This window comes from Metabacillus sp. cB07, assembly GCF_016839225.1.
In the GTDB taxonomy this organism is placed as follows: Bacteria; Bacillota; Bacilli; order Bacillales; family Bacillaceae; genus Bacillus_P; species Bacillus_P indicus.
Genome location: NZ_CP069296.1, coordinates 383,355 through 406,181, shown reverse-complemented (window position 1 = coordinate 406,181; position 22,827 = coordinate 383,355). Strand labels below are relative to the sequence as shown.

The window sequence follows — 22,827 nt, the reverse complement described above, 5'->3', positions numbered from 1 at the left end:
TATTCCTTTAAAGGGGTCAGTCCCTCATCACTTAACTGTGATGAGGGACTGACCCCTATTTCATTATCTCCCGAACATGCCGCTCATCATTTCAATGATCTCGAGTTTTCGGCCGCCTTTAAGGGTGATTTTTATTTTTGATGCTGTTTTAAGGACATCTTTTTTCAGTTTCCAAAGCGGGACATGAACAGGGAATGCTTCCTTTGTTTTGATGCCGTATGTTTGATAGGAATCTGAAATGCCGGACGCGTTTGTAATAGAAACACTCATGCCATCTTCGCTCTCTGGATCAAAGATACTCACAATCAAGTAATTGTCTTCACTTAAATCCTTTACCTCTTCAAGGAAGAACTCTCCGGTATCCTTTTCTATCGCCCCCTTTAATTTGCTCAGGTACTGTTTGTATGAAACCTCACCGATTCCATTCGTTTCTCCCATCAGCCTGCGGTGGTCTTCAATGAAACGGTCATAGAGCGGTTTTGTTGTCTTTCTGTCCATATGATACATACCCATTGTCTGATAGAATTCATTATGGTTTACATACCAGTCAAAGACCGTCCAATAGTCAATAGCCGCAACGTATCCTTTTTCATTGACGATTCCCTGCGGAGAGACAGTCGCTTTTTCAATCAGGGCAAGCTGGACGTCTTCATAAATCTCAACCTGCTTTTCAATAAAGCTCTTATCAGCATTGCTCCAGATTCCGTATTCTGTGTTGATGATCGGTTTGTCCGGCCACCTTGCATGAGCTTTTTCAATAAAATCACGTGTACCTTCATAAGGCGTGCTGCCATGGAAAATGCCGAAATACATCGTCCAGCCCGCTACATCCAGCGGCTCCATCGAAGCATCATCATAACCGGGCTGATCTGCTGCAGCACTCTGAGTCGTCAGCCGGCCATCATTGTAGGATGACCGCAGTTCCGCTGCCAGCCGTTCATTATAGGCTTTCCGCAGCAAAACATCCTTTGATTCATTTTGCGTGCTCCACATGATGATTGACGGGCGGTTGTAATTGGAATATATCATTTCCCTCCACATCTGATAGGAGATGCCCCGCTGCTCCTGTGCTTCATAATGGTGTGTTTCAAACTGCCAAAGCGGAATCTCGCTCATCGCGGTAAGCCCCAGGCGGTCGAGCATAATGAAGGTGTAGACATGATTTGGGTAATGAGCGGTACGCACCATATTAACAGACAGATCAGCAATCTGAAGGAAATCACTCTTGATCCGTTCCCAAGATGCGGTTCTTCCATACTCCGGCCATTCCTCATGCCGGGCAACGCCTGCGAGAAAAACAGGTTTGCCGTTCAGCTTAATTTGAGCCTTCTCCGTCTCCAGTGTCCGGATGCCAAACTGCGAATAAAATGCATCCAGCTGTTTTTCACCTTTAGAAAGCTGTACCTCCATAACATACAGATTTGGTTCTCGTATGCTCCAAAGCTTTGGAGCAGCGATTTTGACATGATAGGATATGACCTTTGTTTCTCCTGCCGCCAGAAAAACAGATCTTTCTTCCATCCCGCTGAACTCCGCTTTCCCTGCACAAATGCTTTTTGCATCAGGTTCTGTTAAGAAAACGGGCGATAACATGTCGGTTTCATGTACGAGGCCTGTAAGAAAAAGATTCTGCTCACTGTCTGTTCTATTTTCAAGCACGACTGAAACCTCGAGGTCACCTTCCGTATTCTTCGGCACTACATCTGTCCTAACAACCTGCACCGCACTTGCGGCTTCTAAATAAAGGTCGTGAATGATTCCTGTATAGTTAAAAAAGTCATTGTTAATAGCAGGGACCATATCAATACGCGTTGTCCATGGGGGATTATCAACCCTTACCGCAATCGTATTTTCTCCCGTTGTGACCAAATTTGTAGCGTCAAAAGCAAATGGCGTATATCCGCCCTCATGACAGCCTGCATATGTCCCGTTAATCCAAAAATCGCCGACATATGAAACACCAAGACATTTAAGAGTGATCACTTTTTCACTCCAGGTATCATCTAGAAGAAACGTCCTTCTGTACCACACCCCATTTTCATAGGTTTCTGCTGCCTTTACTTCTTCTTTTCCAGTCAGTCTGTTTTCAGGAAGCGGAAGACTGCGGGATTCCCAGCTGCTGTCATCAAATGTAAGAGAATGGTACCCTTCTCTTTCCGTTTGGCGGATCCACTCATCATTTCTCTCACTCATCGACCAATCATGATCAGCTTCAAAGCGCTGTTTTTTCCACTCACCGGAAAGATTCAGAATGTTTCTTTGCTGCGGCTCAAACGATGGATACGGAATATCATTTTGAAAAGGCACGGTCCTCCCGTCTATTGTTTTCAGCTGCATCGTCGATTTTAAGCTCCCAATCACTTCATATGTATTAGATGTCACGCTGCTGCACCAGCCTCTCTTTTAATATAGTAAAAAGAAGAGAATCAAAGCGATATGCTCTGATTCTCTTTTTGTGTTATTCCGAACCAAGCTTTTTGGCGTTTTCTTTCATTTTTTCATTTCTGATTTTAACAATAGAGTCGAAGTTGTTTGCCTCAAGGAACTTTTCATAGTCCGCTTTCAGCTTTTCAAATTCTTCGTCGTTCTTAGCCCGCAGCATATTGGCAAGCGTCGTAGCCCAGTAAGAATTGATATTGGTTAAGCTTCGTGCTTCTCCCGTTCCCTGATCAGGGTCTGTATTCTCAAGCAGGAACTGAGGCTTCAGCTTTCCTTTTGCCCAGTCTGTTATTTGAGAGGTAGCTTCTACAGGTTCATTTTGTCCTTTTTCAAGTGCAAATGTATCGTGCCCGAAGAACCAGAATTCGCCCAGTCGATACTTCTTCTTGAACTCATCCGGGTTTGAATCGCGAAGCTCTACAACCTCCGGCTTCAGAACAGCTTTTCCTTCAGCATTCAGATCATACGTCTCTCCCTCAACTCCATATGTGGTCAAATACTGTCCTTCATCGCTAAGCAAATAAGTAAACAGCTGAATCGCTTTTTGAGGATCCTTAGCGTTTTTCGTCACATACGTTACTGACCAGCCGGAAATACCCGTTTGACTAAGCGTCGGCTCATTTCCTTTTGTACTCTTAGGTCCATCAATGGCAATGTATTTTTGCTCAGGGTTTGAAGCAATGTTTTTCTGAAGGGCGCCTCCAAGCTGAATGGCTCCGCTTATGAACATAGTTGCATAATCCCCGCGCGCCACTTTTTCCTCAAATTTCACGTTGTCATCAGAAAAGTTATCATCACTGATGTAGCCTTCTTTGTAGGCCTTATTGAATGTACTGATCCAGCTGAGATAGTCTTCATCCAAGTTTCGGTTATACCACTTTCCGTCTTCTGTTGTAATCGGTACTCCCAGATGGTTTTGCAGAAAGTGAGAAAGTGAGCCTGTATCACCGGCTGCAGAAAATCCTCGGAATCCGAATGGCACTGTTTCCGGGAATTGTGATTTAATTTTTTCCATAGCGGCCAGAAATTCTTCAGGTGTAGACATACTTGGCTTCCCAATCGCTTCATAGATATCCTGTCTGACGACAAAAGCATCCATGCCGGGAATCATATTGGTATCATAATGCTCTTCTGTATTCGAAAAACTCGGATACCCGTAAGTGTTGCCGTCCTTCAGCTGATACCAGTCAAGAGTCTGCTTTTCTGCTACTTTATGAAAATATGGATCATATTTATCGGCAAGTTCATTCAGCGGCAGCGCCCACGTGGCGGCTTTTTGGGCAGTGGGCGAATTCCCACCAAAGATCGTTATAATATCAGGCAGCTCGCCGCTTGCAAAATACGTATTCAGTTTTGTATCGTCACCCGTCAAAAATTTGATGTCCAGATTCAGGTCTTCCTTCAGTTTCTTTGTAATCGTATCGTTGCCGTATTCTTTGTTGAACCAATCTGCATTGACATACCAAGTCAGTTCTGTGCTTTCTTTTTTATCGGCCTTCCAGGCAGGTGTATTTTCGTCCACCTCATAGCGCGCTTTTTCCTTCGTTCCTGATCCTTGCTTACTCGAAGCACTCTCCGAATTGAAACACCCTGTCAAGAGCATCGTGAGTGCCAGCACCAGAATAATCCCCTTTGAAAACAATGATTTCAACATTCTCCCCATCTCATTTCCCCCAATAAATTAAAATAAAGTCAGTTCCCCGCGCGCAGTGTTAACGCTTACAAACAAGCTCCTGCGCATGAAGGAAAGTCTACTCTTTCACCGCTCCGATCATCATTCCGGAAATAAAATACTTCTGCAGGAACGGGTACACAAGAACAATCGGCACAGTGGCAATGACAATCGTCGCAAGCTGGATGGATTCAGATGATGTCGGGATCACAACTGAGCCCACCGTCTGCATCGTTTGTGCCTGCTGCTGAACAATGATTTCGTAAAGCTTCATTTGAATCGGATACAGCGCTTCATTGCTTATGTAGAGCTTGGTTGTAATATAGTCATTCCATTGGAACACACCGTTGAAAAGAGCAATAGTCGCAAGCACGGGCATAGAGAGAGGGATGATAATTTTCATAAAAATCGTCCATACCCCGGCTCCGTCCATTTTTGCTGATTCCTCAAGCGAGCTTGGGATTTCCCGAAAAAAATTCATGATGATAATCATGTCGTAATAGCTGAAGAGTGCCGGAATAATATACACCCAGAAGCTATCGAGCAGCCCGAGTGACTTCATCAGAAGGTAGGTTGGGATCATTCCGCCTGAGAAAAACATCGTTCCGATTCCCATCGCTGTATAAACATTCCGTCCCAATAGATCCTTTTTGCTCATCGCATAGGCAACCATGGCTGTGAAAAACACGTGGGTGACAACTCCGATGACCGTTTTTAAAATGGAAATCATAAAGGCATTCCAAATACTTGGATCATTGAACACCAGTTTGTAGTTTTCAAGCGAAAATTCCTCAGGCCAAATCCTCAGCCTTGAACTTCTAAGCGTGTCAGGACTGCTGAATGAAGCGACGACAATATCCCATATTGGAAAGATGATCACAAGCGCAAACAGCGACATAAAGATAATATTCACAATGTTAAACAGCTTGTTTTCCTTTACTTTGGTGCTTCGTTTTGGACTTTTCACGGCAATTTGTATGTTTTCTGTATTGGCTACCTTCATAGCACCCTCCTTAAAACACCGAACGGTCACTAAATTTTTTAGTGAGGCGGTTTGTAATAAGCACCAGGATCAGCGAGATGATTGAAATTCCAAGACCGACAGCTGTCGCATACGAGAAATCCCCCTGGGCAAGCCCGATTTTATAAACGTATGAGTTGATTACCTCTGCATGTGATGCATTCAGCGGATTCATCAGGACAAGCGTCTGGTCAAGATTGGAACCAAGAATGCCTCCAACTGCAAGAATAAACATCAGCAAGATGATAAATTTCATCAGCGGCAGCGTAATGTGCCAAATTTGCTGAAGCTTGGTGGCACCATCCATTTTCGCTGCTTCATAATAGGTCGGATCAATTCCTGCCATAGTCGCAAGGTAAATAATCGTTCCCCAGCCCACACCCTTCCATACATCTGAAAGGACAGCAATCATCCAGTAGCTCTCGGGTTCAACAAGAAAGTTTCTAGGACTGTCAAGTACACCAATTCCCACTAAAACCGTATTGAGCATGCCGGTTGTAGAAAGCCAGCTGATCAGCATTCCACCCACAACAATCCAAGACAGAAAATGAGGCAAATAGGAAATCGTCTGAACCCACTTTTTAAACCAACCATCCTTTAATTCAAAAATCATAATTGCAAGGACAATCGGTGCTGTAAATCCAATCAGCAGTTTCAGAAAGCTAATCGCAAGCGTATTGACAACCGAATCCCAGAAAAACTTGTCTCCGAATGCCACTTTGAAATTCTCCCACCCCACCCAGGGTGCCGAAGCAATGGTGTCTGTAACCGAGAAGCTCTTAAAAGCGATAGTTAATCCGTAAATAGGCACATAACAGAAAATAATCATAAAAATAATGCCAGGAAGCACCATGACCTGAAGCGGCCACTGCTCCTTAAGTTTTTTCAAGAAAGGCTTTTTGCTTACTTGCACTCCTTCTATTGCCATTTCCCTTCTCCCTTCGCTGTAGCATAAAAACGTTTTTATTTCAAAGTAAATATAAAAGCACTTATTTTGTAAGCGCTTTTATATTTAGTCACTCATAAAAACCATTTTATTTACCGAGCATGAATTTCTTACAACCAGTGTTCCTTCAAGCTTGTCCAGCCTGCCTGTATCCTTTTTCTGGATCATGGCGAGCAGCCGGTTCACTGCCAGAAGCCCCTGTCTTGCAATCGGATTGTTCACTGTCGTAATTGGGGGATTGAAAAAGCCGCTGATGTCGATGTCATCAAACCCAATAACGCTTATATCATCCGGCACAACTAATCCTTCTGATTTCAAAGCTTTTATTGCTCCAATCGCACTGAGATCATTTGCTGCAAAGAACGCATCGGGAAGCCGTTTTCCATTCCTGACGTAGGACTTCACAGCCGAATAGCTCGCTTCTTCTTCGAAATACCCTACCAGCCGGTGATCTTTATGAAATTCAAGACCAGCTTCCATAATGGCATCTCTGAATCCGCGGAACCGTTCGATGTCGTCGTATAGATTTGAGTATCCCTGTATGTATCCCAGGCGTTTATGACCCAAATTCATTAGATAACGGGCAACAATCTGTCCGCCCTTGTAGGAATCAAATACAACACTGGACATCGTCCCGCTTACTTGCTCCCTGTCGAGAAACACGACCGGCGCCTTTGCCTGTTCGAGCTGCTCCACATTTTTGTCCGTAATATAATCGTTCAAAATAATTGCGCCGTCTACGCGTTTGCCCAGGATACTGCTGAGTGCGCTCCGGTCATTTTTCGTTACAAACACATTCAGTTCATAACCATTGCGCTCACATTCCTTGTAGACAGCATCGGTCAGAATCCCGTAATACGGTCCCTGCATGCTTGTAATAAATAACCCAAGAACCTTCGTCGCGCTTGTTTTCAAATTCCGTCCGTTCACATTGGGAATGTAATTCAGCCTGTTGGCGACATTCAGCACATGCTCACGTGTTGCTGCATTGAGCACATCCACGCCGTTCAGAGCATTGGATACGGTTGAAATGGAAACTCCCGCTTCTCTTGCAACGTCTTTAATGGTGATTTTTGTCGTAATTGTACTCTCCTGCCTTCAATAAAAACGTTTTTATTTATGAATCTAGCATACTCCCTAAAATATCCCTGCGCAACGTTTTTTTGACAAAATAAGATGAATTTTTTTAATAGACTGATAATTCACCTTCAAAAATCGGATTTATATTCAAAAAAGTCCATCCTTTATGCTATGATAAAAATAAAAACGTTTTCAAACATCAGGGGGAAAGCCATGAATACAGGAGGATTGGTGCAGCAGCTCTACACCGCAACCGAATGGATCACACGAATCTTTACAGCCAACATCGTCTGGCTGTTCTTCAGTCTGCCAATTGTCTACTTATCCTTTAATCTATTTGCCGTTAAAGATCCGGCCGGCTTACTAGTAAATGGGCTGACAATTGCTATTTTCACACCTTTCATCCTTTTTCCGGCGACTACCGCCCTTTTCGGCCTCTCACGGAAATGGATTACTGCAGACAGCCAGGTTCCTCTGCTTCGCACCTATTGGAAGCTCTACAAAGAAAACTACACCCGCAGCATGACGGGCGGACTGCTGATTGTCCCAATCTGGATCATCCTTGTCATCGACTACTTTTATTTCGCAAAATCCGGCTCGCCGCTGTATTATCTATTTTTGGCAATCGGAGTATTCATGTTTGTGTTAACCATGCATTTCTTTTCAAACACCGTGCACTTTCATCTGACATTGCTTCAATCACTTAAAAATTCGATGCTGCTTTCAATCGGAAAGCCTGTGCACACTATCGGAATTGTAGCAGGAGTCGCCGCTCTTTTTTATGTCAGCACGAGCGTTTTTCCTCTTCTCATTTTGCTAGGCTTTGGGAGTTTGACGGCCTGGGTGGCGTTTTATCTGTTTTCAAGGGCTGTTTGAGTTGGTTTTAATGCACGTGAAAAACTCGTCATTTTGTATGGCGAGTTTTTTAAGTATGTGCGGCTATGAAATTCTGTTCAAACTCATCTACTATTTCAACGACTTCTATCTTCCCATTGACTAAAAGCTCCGGCAGCTCATTTTCTTCGCGGTTCTCCCAATATGCCTTTGCCTGCTTCATCTTATCTGAAAATGGAACACAGTCTTCCTTTGGCAGCAGGCTGCCATTGCCTTCAAAGCAGCTGCCTTCTACCCTGAGTTTCACAATCTGTAAGACTCCCCGGTTATAAGAGTCAAAGATTTTTTTCCAACTCAGAATATCCTCATACGTTTTCGCTGCATATAAACATGAAAGCCGTGAAGGGTAATCAGGGTAATCTTGTAATCTGACCATTTCAACGACCGCTTCCCTGACAGCCCTCATTGTTTTGTCCATATATTTCATTGTTGTTTCTGCATCATCTTTATTCAATTTTAAACCATCATCACATATTCCATTCTGAAGAATCCGGTCAACTGTTTCACCTTTTGCATTTAAGATATTTGTTTCGAAAAAGAAGCGGAACAAAGAGTTATGCTCGTTCTTGTCGAAGGAAATAATCTGACCGGGACTCATTTTTTTCTTTGTTACTAGATGGTAAACGTAAAACGGTTTATTCATAGGTTCCTCCTGTTGCTGATTATGTGATTAAAACCCCAAGCATAATAAAAAGAAGGGAAATAGCAAAAGAGCCAAGAAAAAAGTATCCGAAGTAACGGATTGGCCTGGGAAGCTTTTTCATATCGATCTGCCAAGGCAGTCCCTCGATTTTTTTCATGTGCTCCACAGCATCGTTGAATGGTTTTTGATCGGACATCTTGGGCCCTCCTCCAAAAGATTGCACGAAACTTCTTATCGCTGCATAACCACATCTTCACTTCTCTAACACCATTCATATTCATCTATAATTCCACCATAAGCTGTTAAAACCTCTTAAGCTAAAAAAGTTCTCCTCCGAAGGGACGGCTTGACTAAATTAAGCAGGTGAATGAAGTATTTGCGGATTGAAAGGGTATAAATTTCATAGAAAAGGACTGGTCGCTGTTGACCAGTCCTTTCATCTCATTCAGCGCTAGCTTTTTCCAGCACTTTTTGGAATTCTTTTTCTTCCTCATCAGACATACCTTCAAAAATGACTTTTTCAATATTTTCGTGATTGAAAACATATGTATATTCAGGTGATATATATCCTTCTGGATAAGGAACGGCTAGATAGTCGTACATTTTCCCATTACGCTCATCGTCTGTAACTAGGATTTGTTTTCTTCCGTGAATCATTAACTTTATATTTCCACCGGTTAAAGTCACAATTGTTCCGATTGGTAGGAATGATTTCATTTTAGACAGTTTCCCTTCATTAAATATTTATTTTTCAGGCAAATTTACAAGGTGGGGATTATTCTTAACAAAGAGATATTTATGGATCGACTTAGTCATTAAATACGTGAAGAAAACGGAAAACATGATTAGAATGCCTGTCATTACGATTAAGGTCACATCTTCTCCCAGCCCCATCAAAAATTGAGCTAGTATATATCCAATCGGCGGGCCTGCGGACAGTACTACATAATGCCAGCGGGGAGTATCTTTTCTATCTTCTTTAAACTCCTTCCAGTAACTATTTAATTGCTTATAGAAGAATATGAAAATACTAGTTATGTAAAGTACTGTCATTACTGCATAATACACCCACGTTATCACACCACTCATATATGCAAATTTTAATGATAGTAGGAAAAAGCCCCACGAGCCCGTCAATCCCAAAAACATAATAAATTGAATTGACTCGACTTGAGTCTTTTCAACATTCCTAAAGAGTAACGCCAACGCCCAAATGTTTAAAATGGCTATTAAAGGAACTGTTAGATATGTAAATATATTCACACCTAAAGCAAGCATTGGAAATAGCAACAAAAAATCAATCATAAAAAGAGTAAAAACACTAATAGTTGTTTTCATTTGGAAGGTTGGATATGGCCCCAAATTTTTATAAAATGAGTCAGGCAACTGACTTCTTTTAAGATTCCTATCTAATCTAAAAAATTCATTGTTTAGCATTACTTTTAAAACCACCCTGCTATTGTTTTTATACCTTTTTCAACACCATCTTTTACTTTATCTGAAACCGTTTCTTCATCCTTACCAAATTTCACTCCATCCAATAGATATGTTGCAAATATAGTTGCACCAATGCCAATTGCAGCTGCTCCTAAGATTGGTGCACCAAAAGTACCTAGTGCTATAGCAGACACAGCCGCACCACCGGCAAGAGTTGCAACACCAAAAGCAGTATCTACGGCGGCATCACCAACTATCTTAGATTTTGTTTCGTTATTATTTATATTCTCCATTACATTTTCACCGGTTCCTATTGCTACACCAACTAATCCAACCTTACTTTTGAAGGCATCCTTTACTGCCGATGATACCTTTAAATGTTTAGATATATCGAGTTCATTACCTAATTTCGATTGACTTTCAATATAATTTTTATGATATTTACCAGTGTCTTTTTTAAAACCAATTCCTCTTCCAGCAGTTACATTATAATAACCGTTTGAATCAATCTTCGATATCTTCGAACCCTTTCTAATAACTGCATAGGCAGTTTCAGATATTGCTAAACTATCAGTTATAGTCCCAAAAGTACTTCCTGCAGAAGAAATTGGAGCGGTTGCATCAAATAATATCCCCGTATCCAGCACTTCCAGCGCAGTCCAATCCTTCTCACTAATCATATCCTGCAATTTATTATAACTCTTCATTTCCTGCAACTGCTGAATATTAAAATCACTAACAGACATCTTATTGCTGCTGAACATCCCTTTCATTTCGTGGGCATATTTTTTTAAAGCAGCAATATTTTGTTCAACACTCTCCAGTTCTTTTAACTGCTCCTGATCCATCTCGTTAAGCTCTTCTGTTATCTTTTCAACTCGCTTTTTGGTTGATTGGATTCCATCTATCACTTTATCATCGTTTAAAGGATTTATCGAGGTAATGTCTTGAATGTGTGATAAGACTTTATTAACTTCATCCGTTAGTCCTATTGTAGTATCCTGCATTTTATTTAAACCCTCTATTAATTCCTGTTCCAAGAATGATTCCCTGATGAACCCTTTTTTCTCTGGTTCTACCGAACGTATGGCATCTGACATTGACTTCAGTGTTCGCCTATATTCTACTAGAGTCCGTTCATAAAATAGTAAAAAGGGAATATGGCATTCCTGATAGAAAGCACGAATAGCATCTGGGCCATTCCCCTTAAAAGAATCGCCTAAGGATAAAAAGGAATGAAGAGATTCTGCCAGCTTTTTTATTTCATCATTATGATTATCGATACTTTTAATAGTGGCACTAATTCCATCCTGGAAGGAATTCACGTCCAAAACTTTCATCAGTCAAACTCTCCCATCCTCATTTTAGCGAAGCTGCAGTACTTTTATCTGCTTCATGCATATTTTCAACCGACTGTTTAGTTAGTTGAATATTCACTTTCAACAACGTTTTATATTCTTCAGTTAAAAGAACTAATTGTTTGTTAAGCTCATCCAGCTTCTTCGCAGAGGCTAGAATATTTTCTCCATCCAAAACTTTAAGATTCATTTCTAACAAACTCGCTGATGCTTTCATATCTTCTAAAGATTGCTCTACCTCTGAATAATTAATTTTAATTTCTTTTTCCATCATTTCATCCCCGATTAATCATTTTTAGCTTTTTCTTCTGCTTCGAGTGCAGCTATTTGATTCTTCAGTTCTTCTATCTCATCTTCGATTTTATTTATATAATATTCCACCATACTAATCCCTTGTACTAATTGTTCATCCTTCAGCTCCCTGTATGCTTGGAAGACTTCATATTCTCTATGTCTCTCAAATCCGTTAGCATTCATTCCCTGGAATGTGTTCGCAGAAAGAGACGGCTCCATACAAAGGCTTTCATTGGAACTAAAATCTTCATATAGGGATAACAATTTAGCTCCAGCAGTCTTGAGGTCCGATAGTTCTTGTTCTTTTTTATGAATTTTTTCATACAAACCCGAAAGCGATTGCCCAAACACTTTACATACCCCACTTATCATTACAAATTTCTATAATCTATTAAAACACACCACATATCTCAATACCCAGTTTTTTCTTGTTTTAATAACAAATTAAGACTTTTTTCACAGACATTAATATTTTTTTCAAAATGCAGTAATGGCAGAGATTTATGTAACTGTCACACTCACTCAATTTCCGTTTTTTTATAAGCTTCTCTCATACATACTCCCCTCACAAACACGACAACCTAAAGGTAAGGCTATTTAAGACGGAGGTCTACGTTTAGTGAAAAAAACAGCCATCCTGCTAATCCTTTCTCTAACTTTCATGCTATTGCCAAGCACAATCATCAAGCCCATTTCAGCAGCGCCAACCGACACAGCAATGCGGCTGATGACCTACAACGTCCGGTATCTGAACAGCTCCGATTCTTCTCCTCATACATGGGCAGAGAGGCTTCCTGCCATTGTGAAGCTTATTCAAAAGGAGAATCCGGATATTATTGGTACGCAGGAAGCTGTGTATCAGCAAATCCAGGACCTTGATGCATCTTTGCCTGAGTACAACTGGGTTGGGATTGGAAGGGAAGGCGGAAGCAGCGGGGAATATACAGCCATCTTCTACAGAACTGACCGGTATGAACTACTTGAGTACAATTTCTTCTGGCTTTCGGATACTCCGGGGACGGTTGGATCTAAGAATTGGGGCAACGTCATTTCGCGGATGGCAACATGGGCGAAATTCTCAGACCGGAAAACAAATCAGTCCTTTTACGTTATAAATACTCATTTCGACCACGTCTCGGCAGAAGCGAGGGAAAAAAGTGCCTCATTGATTCTGGAGAAGATTAAGAATTTTGATCCCGCTCTTCCTGTTCTGCTGACCGGAGATTTCAACGCAGCTCCAGGCAGTCCACCTCATCAAATTTTGACACGAGGAGGTGCATTCAAGGATTCATGGAAAACGGCAGCTGTGCGCATCAATGAAAATCTTGGCACCTTAAACCGTTTTAAAGATCCAACAGGTGAGGGTCCAAAGAGGCGTATTGACTGGATTTTGACCAAAGGGAATGTTCTTGCTGACTCTGTCAAAATAGTAAATGATTATGAGAACGGACAATTTCCGAGTGATCATTTTCCTGTTGTGGCGGATTTGCTAATTAAAAATGCGATTAGCGGAAGATAAGGTAAGGCAGAAAAAACGAATGTTTTTTCTGCCTTCTTTACAGGTGGGAATTTGCTAACTGCGATTTTTTATTCCTTTTCAATTGGAAGCTCTATCCTGATCTGATTCACAGATTGACAAACTACATCATACATTTCCTTCATTCCGGCCTCAGATGCTTCAAAAGAATACGCATCGGCGCTTCTAATCCCAATTTTCTCAGCTTCTTTTGCAACATCTATGTTCGCTCCCATAAAGATGAATTCCCAGCTGTATTTTTTCTGCTGATGCATGATGAGTTCATGGACTTTTTCATATGAAAATTCTTTACTGGCATTTTCCTGTCCGTCTGTTGTAATGACAAAGATTACTTTTCCTGGACGCTGTTCTTCCAGAGTTTTTGAAAGTCTTCGACCCACATCGGTAATTGTTTTCCCAATGGCATCTAAAAGGGCGGTCAATCCTCTGACATAGTAATCTCCCACAGTCAGTTTGACGGACTTTGCATCTTCGCCCTTCCAAAGCACTTCATATTCATCATCGAATAATACAGTGGTCAGCACTGTATCGCCTTCAAGCCTGCACTGGTTTTCAACAAAAGAGTTGAACCCTCCAATAACATCCTGTTCGAGTCCGCCCATTGATCCGCTGCGGTCCAGCAGAAAGACAATTTCAGTTAACTTATGATTCATGTTCATCAGCCTCCATACATATTCATGATATAATCTTAACGAGAAATATCCATATTATGGTCGCTTTGAAAGCGACATTTGGAGGCGGTCATTTGCTTAATCAAACCTTTATAGATGAACTGAAAGACTACATAGACAACGCATTATATTCTTCAGATTTCCTTTGCTATTCACCGGCATCAGAAGATATTCTGGTGTATTCGCCAGAAATCATTTCTCAGGATATCGAAGATTACATCGGCAAAAACCGCCAGCCTGTTTTAAACCAGGTATTATTTGACCTGATTGATAAACGGGGCCTTACTGATGCACAAGTGTATAATAAAGCCGGATTAGACAGAAAGCTGTTTTCGAAAATAAGAACAAATCCTTCCTATAAGCCTAAGAAAAACACGCTTGTATCCATTGCATTCGCATTGAAGTTAAGTGAAGATGAGTTTGACAGCTTCTTAGAAACCGCTGGTTATTCACTCTCAAACAGCGACACACAAGATCTTATTATTAAGTTCTTTCTCGAGAAAAAAAGATATGATATCGACGAACTAAACGAGGCGTTTGACAAGTTCATCCCTAAAAAACAACATACTGAAAATCCGCTGACGAGTAATGCCGTTCTTTTAGAAACCTTAAAAACCATTCCAGGCCTTCAGCTCAATAAGCACGTAAAAAGCAATATGCAGAACGGCGAATGTGTAACAAGGAAGCCTCACCATCGCCGTAAGAATGTCATTGGGGATATATCTCCTGAAGGCACGTACTTCACTCTTTATAAAAATGGAGCCTGGACTTCAAGGAATAAACTTGGAATTACTACGATTGAACAGGTTATTAAGCACGTAAAATCGGATATTGCGTTTTTAAGCAGGTAAGCATATAAATACAAATACTAAAACCCAAGAGAATATATACTCCTGGGTTTTAGTTCTTTTATTTAATTTCGCTGATGCCCTTTTTCATCATTTCTAAAGCTTCTCTTGAAAAGACACCTTTCTTATAAGCAGAAATGATTGCTTCAGTGACACTTATTTCATTGAATGCAGGCTGCCTGGGAATTCTAATACCGTCTTTCTTATATCTTAAAACAACTTGTTCTTCTTTTTCCTCACCATCTTCATACTTAATGCATTTATCGATGCATATGGAATAAGTGCTGTTTACCTTAACCTCTGATTCAACGATAGGTTTGTACGACACGTCCGGCATAGATTTCACCCTTTCTTTGTTAACCACGTCTCATTCAATTCAGGAAAGATAGTAATAACGTTGTTAATAAGGTGGCACTTTGATGAATTCAGTCCCATTTGATCAAAAACTTCTATATAATGACCCATCCAACTTTCTAAACTGGTCGAGATATGGGATTGATCATCCACAAAGTTAGTTAGTACCAGCCAAGCAGGAATCTCCATCTTTTGGTTTAATATATACAAAAATGCAAGGCGATTTGAGAGCTGATAATACTGGTTTATCCACGTATCTAGCGGTTCTGAAGAATGAAAATAGTTTTTAACCTCATTGATTGTTTTTTCTATCAACAGCCTGCTTTCACCCTTCGCCTGTATTTGGGATCTCATTTCCTTTATATGAGCTTTTGCCTCAACTAACAGCAGCCCTTTCTTGCCATCTTTTCCTTCCACAATTGCTATACCATCCCATTGAGGTCCCATAGCAGGCCAATATTCTTTCAGCAGATCTTTATTTATAGTCCAACTGTCCTCAAGTTCCAATAACTCATTTCTGAATTCTTTATATGCAAGCTCTTTAAGCGGTGACTTCCATTGAAAAGAATCCTTATGTTTTATAAACCCCATTAATGATGGAGAGCTGGATAAGATTGCATAGTTTAATGATGCCTGTTTGTCATTCACTAATTGTTGAAATAGAAATTTACTGCCTTTAAGACCTTTTCCTTCTTGTGTTAATTCACTCAAGACTGTTGTCAGCTCCTCACTTAAGCTTAGTTATTTAGAACTATATTCTGTGAAAAAATCGATTTTCCTTTTTTTTCAAAATAATAACCAATTTAATTACTTCTCAAGATGATTAATTAGACAAAAAAACGACCAGCACACACGCTGATCGTTTTTTTATCTGCAGCAGAACAAGTCATCCAGCCCTTTTAAGAACTGACCCAACTCTTCCTCTGACTGAAACTTGAATGAATAGCCATAATGGATGGGTGTTTTTCCCCCGTTCAGCCTTTTCGGATATGCGCTTAGCGCCGTGCTATGTACAGGACCGCCGCTTTTTTGGACCAAGCGGAGCGACTCCGCCGTATCAGGGTGCAGAACAATATTGATCCCTTTCGTGTTTTGAGTATAGATGATGTCTCTGCTGATCATATGCTCGTACTCGGTTGCTTTTGCTGTTTCTTTTGTTAGTTTAAATCTATACTGGCTGAAAATTTCGTTCATGTTGATCTCCTGACTTTTTTTCTGATGATCATTATCTATTCTTCCATTAAGCCTCGTTTCCCTGCAAGAGGGAAACAAGCTCTTAACCTCCGCTATAAAAAAGGGGATTGTAATTCTATGAATCTATACTTATAATTATGCATGTTAATGAATTTTAATAAAAAGGAGACTCTCATGAAAAAGCAGCTTTTTACTTTACTCACCGTTCTATTCCTGCTCATCTCATCTGCAGGAGCGGCTTCGGCTGTCACATATTCCCCATCATTGGTACATAAGAAAGGTGCCATGGCTTACCAGCACACGAAGTACCTGTCTGAAAAAATAGGACCTCGTTTTATGGGCACTTCTGGTGAAACGGAAGCGAAAACGTATATTCATGATCAATTTAAGCGCATGGGATACAAAACCGCTGAACAACCTTTCACTTTTAAAAAGAGAGGCACAAATTTATCCTCAGCGAACGTACTTGCCTTTAAGCAGGGAAAATCAAGCAAGCAAATTATTGTCGGCGCTCACTATGATTCTGTTGAAAAAATCAAAGGAGCCGATGATAACGCATCTGGAGTAGGCGTTATGCTTGAGGTCGCTCAAGTCCTGAACAAAGTATCCACCCCATACTCCATCGTATTCGTTGCCTTCGGCGCTGAAGAAGGCGGATTAAATGGATCAAACCATTATGCGAAGCAAATGACAGCTAAAGAAATCGACAACACGATTGGCATGATCAACCTGGACAGCCTTGCTGCGGGCGACAAAATGTATGTTCACGGCAGCGCAGGCGAAGATGGGTTCATTCGTGACCAAGCAGTGAACATATCTAAAAAGAAAAAGCTCGATATCGGCATCAACCCAGGGTTAAACCCTGACTACCCGGCAGGCACAACTGGAGACTGGAGCGACCATGCTCCGTTTGATAAGCTCGGTATTCCTTTTGCTTACTTTGAATCTACCAACTGGGAAATCGGTGAACTTGACGGCTACGAGCAAACAGAAGAGCACGGCGGAATCTGGCATACAGAAAACGACACTCTTGCCTTTATTGAGGAAGCATTTCCAGGCAGAACAGAGGAACGCTTATCCTCTTACAGCCAGGTGCTGACTGAACTTTTGAAGCATATGAATAACCCAAGTTTATCAAACAAATAGAACTAGAAAAGAAAGGCATCTGCCTTTCTTTTTGTTTTGTCCATATAGCATTACATCTTCTCAGCAATCCTTTTCAGCTCCAAAGCACGAGCAGCAATAAAGTTCCTCATATACCTTTCTAGAAATAACAGATCGGCCATCTTTCCAAGAATACCAAAAGGAGATTCATAGGAAAAGGAATCCTTCATGATTGTTCCTGTTCCGCTTTCTTTAAATTCGTGCGTATGCGTAAATGAACGGAAAGCTCCATTAACCATAACATCTGTAAATTGATAGGGCCTTTTCATCTCAGTAATCTTAGCTGTTAATCTCTGTCTCACTCCAAGATGAACAGCTTCCCAAGTGACTGAATCTCCGCGTTCCATCAGGCCGCTGGTAACGCCGTCAACCGCTTTTTCCTGAGTTCTGCTTGTTGTTTCCATATGCACATCTACACTGCGCGCAAGGTCAAAACAAACTTCAATGGGGGCATGGATATAAACTTCGTGTTTAATTGTTGGCATATCAGGGACCTCTCATCTATCGGATACACCAATTGTAAGCAACGGCTGACTAGTACACAAGAAAGGCGATCTCCATTTTACATTTTATGCTAAAATTAAATGGTATTTAACAGAAGTATACGGGGAGATGCAGAGAATGAAAGCAGTAGTACAATATGAGTTTGGGGATCCCGGTGTCCTTACATATTCAGATATTGAGGTACCCGAAATAGGAAAAAACGAAGTATTAATTAAAGCGGCTTATACAAGTGTTAACTATGCAGATATTAAAAAGCGGTTAGGAAATAAAGAGAAAGGGAGTTTTCCTCTAACGCTTGGATTGGATGTTGCCGGAACAATTGAAGAGGCACCCGCTGGCTCATCTTTTTCCAAAGGAGACCGTGTAATAGCTTTTCCTAAAAACGGTTCATATGCAGAGTTTGTTGCAGCAAACGAACAATTAGTCTTTAAAATTCCAGAAAACCTGTCATTCGAACAGGCGGCAGCAATGCCCACAGTATCTATTTTAAGTTTCCTGCTCTTATTTGAAATCGGACAAGTAAAAAAGAAAGATACCATTGTGATACACAGCGCAGCCGGCGGCGTAGGCTCTATGCTCGTTCAACTTGCAAAGCTCGAGGGTGTTCAGAAAATTATCGGGACGGTTGGCAGTTTAGATAAAGAGAACTACGTAAAGAATTTGGGTGCAGATTTCGTGTACACCTACGAAACCTTTTCAGAGGAAGTGCTGAAACAGACGAATCATCTTGGGGCTGATGTTATTTTTGACTCCATAGCCGGGGAAGTCACCAGTCAAAGTTTGATGTGTTTGGCACTGTATGGCACTCTCGTTCAATTCGGCAACAGCAGCGGCAAACCCGGCACTTTTAAAACAAGTGATGTTCACAGCAGCTGCAGAAACATTAAAGGGTTCAGCCTGGGCACTACCAGAAAACACAACCCAGCCAAACTAGCGCCTGTTGCAGAAAGAGCTTTAAGATTATTTGCCTCAGGAGAAATAACCCTTCCTATCGCCGAAGTGTTTGAATTAAGCGAGGCGGCACAGGCTCATAGATTAATTGAAAGCCGCAATTATGAAGGGAAAATTTTAATCAAGATATAAAGATGGATGATTTAATAGTTGAATAGACATAGATGACGAATGCAAGGTAAAATCATCGGAATGAAAAAACGACCGGATGTTAGTCTGGTCATTTTCTCCCTGTCTATGTTGCTTGCTTTACAATACCTAAACCGTCATCCTCCAACTAGACACAGCAAGCCAAGCCTCCCGCTCTTTATAATCAGGCATAATCTTCCCGACTAATCTCCAGAACGACCGGTCGTGATTCAGATGCACCATGTGGCACATTTCGTGCACGACAACATAGTCGATTACCTCCTGGGGCGCCATCGCAAGTTTCCAGTTGAAGGTGAGCTCCAGGTTTCCGTTGCACGTCCCCCAGTTCTTGTTGCTGTCGACAATTTTGACAGAGCGGGGCTTCATTTTGAAATGGGCTTGATGGGACTTGATGCTCTTTTCCACGATGGCTTTACACTGTTGGTAATAGTAGCGTTTGAGTGCCTGTCTGATGATGGCATCCTCCTGCTGCTTTACTTGAATGTGCAGGGTTTTCCCGTCAAATACCACATGGTCTTTTTGGATGGTTTCATCGTGCGTAATGCTAATGGGGTACGCCTTTCCCAAATATAGAAAGGTCTCCCCGTATTCATAGGTTTTCTTCAGCGCACCCTGCATCCTGGTCTGCATTTCCTTCAGCTTTTCCTGAATCAGTGCCCAGTTTGCCTCAAGCACCTTATGCACTTGCTCTTCGCTTGTGCCCTTCGGAGCCAGGACCTCCACAATCCCGTACTGGTCCATGCGCAGCCCGATTGAGGTGCGGTTTTTATGCGTCACCTCATACCGGATTGTTTCTCCTGCATATGTGTGATTCATCTTTAAGCGCCCCGGTATTTAACAGCCAGTCCCTTTAAAAAGTTCCGGGCAAACTTATCTCCGCACGCTTTGTAATTTTTATGGCCTTCTTTTCTGAGGAGAGCACCGAGTTCTCCTTTAGTCACCTGCAAACCTGCCAGGTCAAAAATCTCAATCATTTCCTCAGTTGTGAGCGCAAGGGCAATCTTCACTTTTTTCAAAAGATGATTGTTTACGTTCGTGCTTCTGGCAAGAGTCAGTTCCGGAGTCTCTGCCCCAGGCTTCGGACCGCGCTTAAAGGTGATTAATCCATTTAAAAACGACTCGAACATCACATTGTCGCAGGTGATGTTTTCTTCCTCTGAATCAGACTTTGTCAAAATGAGCGGCAGCTCCAGGGGACTTACTTCGATCCCGCCAAGCTTGAAAATCTCGACCATCTCTGCATTTTTCAAATCCAGTGCATATCGTAAGCGAATTAAAATATCGTTATTATCCATTATATGACCTCCTGTCCGTCAGTTACCTAATAACCGGCGGGTGTTTGCGTGATTGCTTTGTTCATTATAAAGGGTAGACGGACAATAATAAAGCCTGCCCCCGAAAGGACAGGCTTCTACTTTATTCTTTCATCCATTCTTCCATTGCTTCATCAAGTTCTGCCGTGACTTTCATCTTCCGTTCGTGCAGCCAGCCCAGCTTTTCATAGTCCAGTTCATCCCCCATTAAGGAATCGAGATGAACGAGTTCCTTTTCAAGCCGCTCCACCTTCGCAAGAGCAGTTTCAGCCGCTTCCATTTGCTTCACAGTTTCCATTCGTTTTTTCTCTTTAACAATTGTCTGTGCTGGAATCTGCTTCACCTTCTGCCGCTTGTACTCATCATAGTTTCCAAAGTAGCTTTTAAACGCAAAGTCCTCAAGCGCAACGATCCGCTGGCTGATTTTATTGATAAAATACCGGTCATGCGAGATAAAGAAGATGGTTCCTGTGAACTCCTCAAGTGCTTCTTCAAGGGTTTCAATCGAATCAATATCCAGATGATTCGTCGGCTCATCCAGGATCAGCAAGTTCACATCCTGAAACAGCAGCATTCCAAGCTTAAGCCTGATACGCTCTCCCCCTGACAGCTGATTCACTTTTTTGAAGACCGTATTTTTATAAAACATAAATTTGGCCAAATACTCCCTTGCCTTGCCCTCCGGAATCGAAATATCTTCCCTGAAGCATTCAAGGACGGTATGCTGTTCGTTGTTGAAAGTGATTGTCTGCGGCAGATAGGCAGCCTTAACATTTGCTCCAGCCTCTACCACCCCTTCATCCGGCTTCACTTCTCCAAGCAGCATTTTCAAAAAAGTCGTTTTTCCGCTGCCGTTCCCTCCAATCAGACTGACCCGTTCCCCGTAGCGGATCATCAGGTCTGCATTTTCAAGCAGCACCTTATCTCCGTAGCTTTTCGAAAGACCGGCCGCTTTGATCGTTTCATTCCCGGACCGTTCAGCCTGTTTGACGTTCAGCCTCATATTCCGTTTTTCAAAAACCGGCTTATCAATCCGCTCCAACTTCGCAAGCTTTTTCTGAATGCTCGCTGCCCGTTTGAAAAACTTGGTGTTATCAGCACGCATCGCCCAGTCCCTGAGGTCCTTTACGGTGCTTTCCATGGAAGTGATTTTCTTTTGCTGCTCCCGGAAATGCTCAAACTGAATCCGCATGTTTTCTTCCTTTTGACTCACAAAGGAAGAGTAGTTGCCCTTATACGTGATGGACTCCATGTCTTCAATCTCCACGATTTTTGTCACGACATGATCGAGAAAATAACGGTCATGCGAGACAATGATGACGATTCCCTTATAGTTTTTCAAATAACCTTCAAGCCATTCAAGAGCCTCCATATCCAAATGATTCGTTGGCTCATCCAGCAGAAGAATGTCGGGATCATGCACTAATAGCTTCCCAAGCATGACCGTCGTCTTCTCCCCGCCGCTAAGCAAATCAAAGTCCTGATTCAAAAAAGCATCGCTGAATTTCAGCCCCGTGCACACCTTCCCCAGCTTCTCCTGAATCTCATAGCCGCCCTTGCCTTCATACAGCTGGACAAGCACACTGTATTTCATCAGGGCCTTCTCAAGAGCAGCATCCGTAAGTGTCTGCATCTGCTCCTCTAAATCACGCATCTGTTCCTCAATCTTATGAACATCCTCAAACGCCATATTCAGCACATCCATTACCTTAAGACCTTCAGGTAAAGACGGCATCTGTTCCAAATACGCGATGGTCGCACCCCTTGGCCGGTGGATCAGCCCCTCATCATACCCCGGGCTCGAAGTCTGCGGATAACCCGGATAGTAATGCATCTTCAAAATACCGGCAATCAGCTTTAGCACCGTACTCTTCCCGCTTCCGTTCGCGCCGACAATCCCAACCTTATCTCCGGCATACACCTCGAAGCTGATATTCCTCAGCACAAGGGTAGCCTCCATATATTTCTTCACACCCTGCAGCGTCAACTCAAACACAAAATCCCCTTCTTTCATCATTGTGTGAGTTATGCCGTCTATGGACAGGGCAAAGAAGTCAGTTACTTTCACATGCAAAAAGGCCGCAAGAAGATATCTCTTCCTACAGCCTAAAATCGTCCGAAATTATGATTGGGGTCAGCTTAAATAAGCAGGCGTCTGCATAATGCACAGAACATTCCTTTATCAGCGTTACTGATAAAAACAGCCAGCCTTCATCATCTCAGGTTTTAGAAAAGTAAGCGATCCTCTGTATTGCCAACATTCCATAAAGAGCATAACCAAATAAACCTGGTAATCAGGCACATTTTTATACTCGTTATAAAATTCGTATGAATTTTATCTGGAAATGAATTAGCAA

Annotated in this window: 25 protein-coding genes; 5 read left to right on the top strand and 20 right to left on the bottom strand. The window is 41.9% G+C overall.

Features of this window, described 5'->3' with window-relative positions:
• Positions 1–63: 63 nt before the first annotated feature.
• The 5 genes from JOJ89_RS02165 to JOJ89_RS02145 form a co-directional block, all read right to left on the bottom strand.
• Positions 64–2,382: a glycoside hydrolase family 2 TIM barrel-domain containing protein gene (locus JOJ89_RS02165; protein ID WP_242524650.1), complete on the bottom strand. Its 2,319-nt coding sequence runs from the start codon at positions 2,380–2,382 to the stop codon at positions 64–66.
• Positions 2,383–2,458: 76 nt separating this feature from the next.
• Positions 2,459–4,102, bottom strand: coding sequence for a type 2 periplasmic-binding domain-containing protein (locus tag JOJ89_RS02160; protein WP_203289461.1), 1,644 nt, complete (start codon positions 4,100–4,102; stop codon positions 2,459–2,461).
• An 88-nt stretch (positions 4,103–4,190) separates the two neighbouring features.
• On the bottom strand, positions 4,191–5,114 hold the full coding sequence (locus JOJ89_RS02155; RefSeq protein ID WP_203289460.1) for a carbohydrate ABC transporter permease: 924 nt from the start codon (positions 5,112–5,114) through the stop codon (positions 4,191–4,193).
• A gap of 10 nt (positions 5,115–5,124) precedes the next feature.
• On the bottom strand, positions 5,125–6,060 hold the full coding sequence (locus tag JOJ89_RS02150) for an ABC transporter permease (RefSeq protein WP_203289459.1): 936 nt from the start codon (positions 6,058–6,060) through the stop codon (positions 5,125–5,127).
• Positions 6,061–6,144: 84 nt separating this feature from the next.
• Complete coding sequence (locus tag JOJ89_RS02145) at positions 6,145–7,143, bottom strand: LacI family DNA-binding transcriptional regulator (protein WP_347401527.1); 999 nt, start codon at positions 7,141–7,143, stop codon at positions 6,145–6,147.
• Between the two features lie 228 nt (positions 7,144–7,371).
• Here JOJ89_RS02145 and JOJ89_RS02140 point away from each other — a divergent pair, with 228 nt between their 5' ends.
• The gene (locus JOJ89_RS02140) at positions 7,372–8,034 is read left to right on the top strand and encodes a YesL family protein (RefSeq protein WP_203289458.1); all 663 of its coding nucleotides are present in this window, start codon (positions 7,372–7,374) and stop codon (positions 8,032–8,034) included.
• Positions 8,035–8,083: 49 nt separating this feature from the next.
• Here the strand turns inward: JOJ89_RS02140 and JOJ89_RS02135 are convergent, their stop codons facing one another.
• The 7 genes from JOJ89_RS02135 to JOJ89_RS02105 form a co-directional block, all read right to left on the bottom strand.
• On the bottom strand, positions 8,084–8,695 hold the full coding sequence (locus JOJ89_RS02135) for a DUF2441 domain-containing protein (RefSeq protein WP_203289457.1): 612 nt from the start codon (positions 8,693–8,695) through the stop codon (positions 8,084–8,086).
• Positions 8,696–8,714: 19 nt separating this feature from the next.
• Positions 8,715–8,891 (bottom strand): amino acid transporter, encoded by a 177-nt coding sequence (locus JOJ89_RS02130; RefSeq protein WP_203289456.1) that lies wholly within the window; start codon positions 8,889–8,891, stop codon positions 8,715–8,717.
• Positions 8,892–9,136: 245 nt separating this feature from the next.
• Complete coding sequence (locus JOJ89_RS02125) at positions 9,137–9,412, bottom strand: DUF4176 domain-containing protein (protein WP_203289455.1); 276 nt, start codon at positions 9,410–9,412, stop codon at positions 9,137–9,139.
• 27 nt (positions 9,413–9,439) lie between these two features.
• Positions 9,440–10,132 carry a potassium channel family protein gene (locus JOJ89_RS02120; protein WP_203289454.1) on the bottom strand — a complete coding sequence of 231 codons (693 nt, stop codon included), beginning with the start codon at positions 10,130–10,132 and terminating at the stop codon, positions 9,440–9,442.
• 5 nt (positions 10,133–10,137) lie between these two features.
• Entirely contained in the window at positions 10,138–11,472 is a 1,335-nt protein-coding gene (locus JOJ89_RS02115; protein ID WP_203289453.1) for an LXG domain-containing protein, read from the bottom strand.
• Between the two features lie 19 nt (positions 11,473–11,491).
• Positions 11,492–11,764, bottom strand: a complete 273-nt coding sequence (locus tag JOJ89_RS02110; RefSeq protein ID WP_203289452.1) for a DUF5344 family protein — start codon at positions 11,762–11,764, stop codon at positions 11,492–11,494.
• A gap of 11 nt (positions 11,765–11,775) precedes the next feature.
• Positions 11,776–12,135, bottom strand: a complete 360-nt coding sequence (locus JOJ89_RS02105) for a hypothetical protein (RefSeq protein ID WP_203289451.1) — start codon at positions 12,133–12,135, stop codon at positions 11,776–11,778.
• Positions 12,136–12,403: 268 nt separating this feature from the next.
• Between JOJ89_RS02105 and JOJ89_RS02100 the strand changes: the two genes are divergently transcribed.
• Positions 12,404–13,303, top strand: coding sequence for an endonuclease/exonuclease/phosphatase family protein (locus JOJ89_RS02100; protein ID WP_242524649.1), 900 nt, complete (start codon positions 12,404–12,406; stop codon positions 13,301–13,303).
• Between the two features lie 68 nt (positions 13,304–13,371).
• On the opposite strand, the gene JOJ89_RS02095 is transcribed toward JOJ89_RS02100, so the two are convergent.
• Positions 13,372–13,974 (bottom strand): vWA domain-containing protein, encoded by a 603-nt coding sequence (locus JOJ89_RS02095; protein ID WP_203289450.1) that lies wholly within the window; start codon positions 13,972–13,974, stop codon positions 13,372–13,374.
• A 92-nt stretch (positions 13,975–14,066) separates the two neighbouring features.
• Here JOJ89_RS02095 and JOJ89_RS02090 point away from each other — a divergent pair, with 92 nt between their 5' ends.
• Positions 14,067–14,843 (top strand): hypothetical protein, encoded by a 777-nt coding sequence (locus JOJ89_RS02090; protein ID WP_203289449.1) that lies wholly within the window; start codon positions 14,067–14,069, stop codon positions 14,841–14,843.
• A 58-nt stretch (positions 14,844–14,901) separates the two neighbouring features.
• Here the strand turns inward: JOJ89_RS02090 and JOJ89_RS02085 are convergent, their stop codons facing one another.
• From JOJ89_RS02085 to JOJ89_RS02075, 3 genes are all read right to left on the bottom strand, one after another.
• A complete protein-coding gene (locus JOJ89_RS02085) occupies positions 14,902–15,177 on the bottom strand; it encodes a hypothetical protein (protein ID WP_203289448.1) in 276 nt (91 codons plus the stop codon).
• A gap of 5 nt (positions 15,178–15,182) precedes the next feature.
• Positions 15,183–15,905, bottom strand: a complete 723-nt coding sequence (locus JOJ89_RS02080; protein WP_203289447.1) for a hypothetical protein — start codon at positions 15,903–15,905, stop codon at positions 15,183–15,185.
• 156 nt (positions 15,906–16,061) lie between these two features.
• Positions 16,062–16,388 carry a hypothetical protein gene (locus JOJ89_RS02075; RefSeq protein ID WP_203289446.1) on the bottom strand — a complete coding sequence of 109 codons (327 nt, stop codon included), beginning with the start codon at positions 16,386–16,388 and terminating at the stop codon, positions 16,062–16,064.
• A gap of 174 nt (positions 16,389–16,562) precedes the next feature.
• Between JOJ89_RS02075 and JOJ89_RS02070 the strand changes: the two genes are divergently transcribed.
• Positions 16,563–17,534, top strand: coding sequence for a M20/M25/M40 family metallo-hydrolase (locus tag JOJ89_RS02070; protein WP_203289445.1), 972 nt, complete (start codon positions 16,563–16,565; stop codon positions 17,532–17,534).
• Between the two features lie 50 nt (positions 17,535–17,584).
• On the opposite strand, the gene JOJ89_RS02065 is transcribed toward JOJ89_RS02070, so the two are convergent.
• The gene (locus JOJ89_RS02065) at positions 17,585–18,037 is read right to left on the bottom strand and encodes an SRPBCC family protein (protein WP_203289444.1); all 453 of its coding nucleotides are present in this window, start codon (positions 18,035–18,037) and stop codon (positions 17,585–17,587) included.
• Positions 18,038–18,173: 136 nt separating this feature from the next.
• Between JOJ89_RS02065 and JOJ89_RS02060 the strand changes: the two genes are divergently transcribed.
• Complete coding sequence (locus JOJ89_RS02060; RefSeq protein ID WP_203289443.1) at positions 18,174–19,139, top strand: quinone oxidoreductase family protein; 966 nt, start codon at positions 18,174–18,176, stop codon at positions 19,137–19,139.
• 126 nt (positions 19,140–19,265) lie between these two features.
• Here the strand turns inward: JOJ89_RS02060 and JOJ89_RS02055 are convergent, their stop codons facing one another.
• From JOJ89_RS02055 to abc-f, 3 genes are all read right to left on the bottom strand, one after another.
• A complete protein-coding gene (locus tag JOJ89_RS02055; RefSeq protein WP_203289442.1) occupies positions 19,266–19,973 on the bottom strand; it encodes a M48 family metallopeptidase in 708 nt (235 codons plus the stop codon).
• 2 nt (positions 19,974–19,975) lie between these two features.
• Entirely contained in the window at positions 19,976–20,452 is a 477-nt protein-coding gene (locus tag JOJ89_RS02050) for a YehS family protein (protein WP_203289441.1), read from the bottom strand.
• A 121-nt stretch (positions 20,453–20,573) separates the two neighbouring features.
• Positions 20,574–22,466, bottom strand: coding sequence for a ribosomal protection-like ABC-F family protein (gene abc-f, locus JOJ89_RS02045; protein ID WP_203289440.1), 1,893 nt, complete (start codon positions 22,464–22,466; stop codon positions 20,574–20,576).
• Positions 22,467–22,827 lie beyond the last annotated feature (361 nt).

What these genes read in the sequence shown, in the direction of transcription:
- JOJ89_RS02160 (WP_203289461.1), bottom strand. Translation starts at nt 4,102, where the DNA reads ATGGGGAGAATGTTGAAATCATTGTTTTCAAAGGGGATTATTCTGGTG.
- JOJ89_RS02155 (WP_203289460.1), bottom strand. Translation starts at nt 5,114, where the DNA reads ATGAAGGTAGCCAATACAGAAAACATACAAATTGCCGTGAAAAGTCCA.
- JOJ89_RS02150 (WP_203289459.1), bottom strand. Translation starts at nt 6,060, where the DNA reads ATGGCAATAGAAGGAGTGCAAGTAAGCAAAAAGCCTTTCTTGAAAAAA.
- JOJ89_RS02140 (WP_203289458.1), top strand. Translation starts at nt 7,372, where the DNA reads ATGAATACAGGAGGATTGGTGCAGCAGCTCTACACCGCAACCGAATGG.
- JOJ89_RS02135 (WP_203289457.1), bottom strand. Translation starts at nt 8,695, where the DNA reads ATGAATAAACCGTTTTACGTTTACCATCTAGTAACAAAGAAAAAAATG.
- JOJ89_RS02130 (WP_203289456.1), bottom strand. Translation starts at nt 8,891, where the DNA reads ATGTCCGATCAAAAACCATTCAACGATGCTGTGGAGCACATGAAAAAA.
- JOJ89_RS02125 (WP_203289455.1), bottom strand. Translation starts at nt 9,412, where the DNA reads ATGAAATCATTCCTACCAATCGGAACAATTGTGACTTTAACCGGTGGA.
- JOJ89_RS02120 (WP_203289454.1), bottom strand. Translation starts at nt 10,132, where the DNA reads ATGCTAAACAATGAATTTTTTAGATTAGATAGGAATCTTAAAAGAAGT.
- JOJ89_RS02115 (WP_203289453.1), bottom strand. Translation starts at nt 11,472, where the DNA reads ATGAAAGTTTTGGACGTGAATTCCTTCCAGGATGGAATTAGTGCCACT.
- JOJ89_RS02110 (WP_203289452.1), bottom strand. Translation starts at nt 11,764, where the DNA reads ATGATGGAAAAAGAAATTAAAATTAATTATTCAGAGGTAGAGCAATCT.
- JOJ89_RS02095 (WP_203289450.1), bottom strand. Translation starts at nt 13,974, where the DNA reads ATGAATCATAAGTTAACTGAAATTGTCTTTCTGCTGGACCGCAGCGGA.
- JOJ89_RS02085 (WP_203289448.1), bottom strand. Translation starts at nt 15,177, where the DNA reads ATGCCGGACGTGTCGTACAAACCTATCGTTGAATCAGAGGTTAAGGTA.
- JOJ89_RS02075 (WP_203289446.1), bottom strand. Translation starts at nt 16,388, where the DNA reads ATGAACGAAATTTTCAGCCAGTATAGATTTAAACTAACAAAAGAAACA.
- JOJ89_RS02070 (WP_203289445.1), top strand. Translation starts at nt 16,563, where the DNA reads ATGAAAAAGCAGCTTTTTACTTTACTCACCGTTCTATTCCTGCTCATC.
- JOJ89_RS02065 (WP_203289444.1), bottom strand. Translation starts at nt 18,037, where the DNA reads ATGCCAACAATTAAACACGAAGTTTATATCCATGCCCCCATTGAAGTT.
- JOJ89_RS02060 (WP_203289443.1), top strand. Translation starts at nt 18,174, where the DNA reads ATGAAAGCAGTAGTACAATATGAGTTTGGGGATCCCGGTGTCCTTACA.
- JOJ89_RS02055 (WP_203289442.1), bottom strand. Translation starts at nt 19,973, where the DNA reads ATGAATCACACATATGCAGGAGAAACAATCCGGTATGAGGTGACGCAT.
- JOJ89_RS02050 (WP_203289441.1), bottom strand. Translation starts at nt 20,452, where the DNA reads ATGGATAATAACGATATTTTAATTCGCTTACGATATGCACTGGATTTG.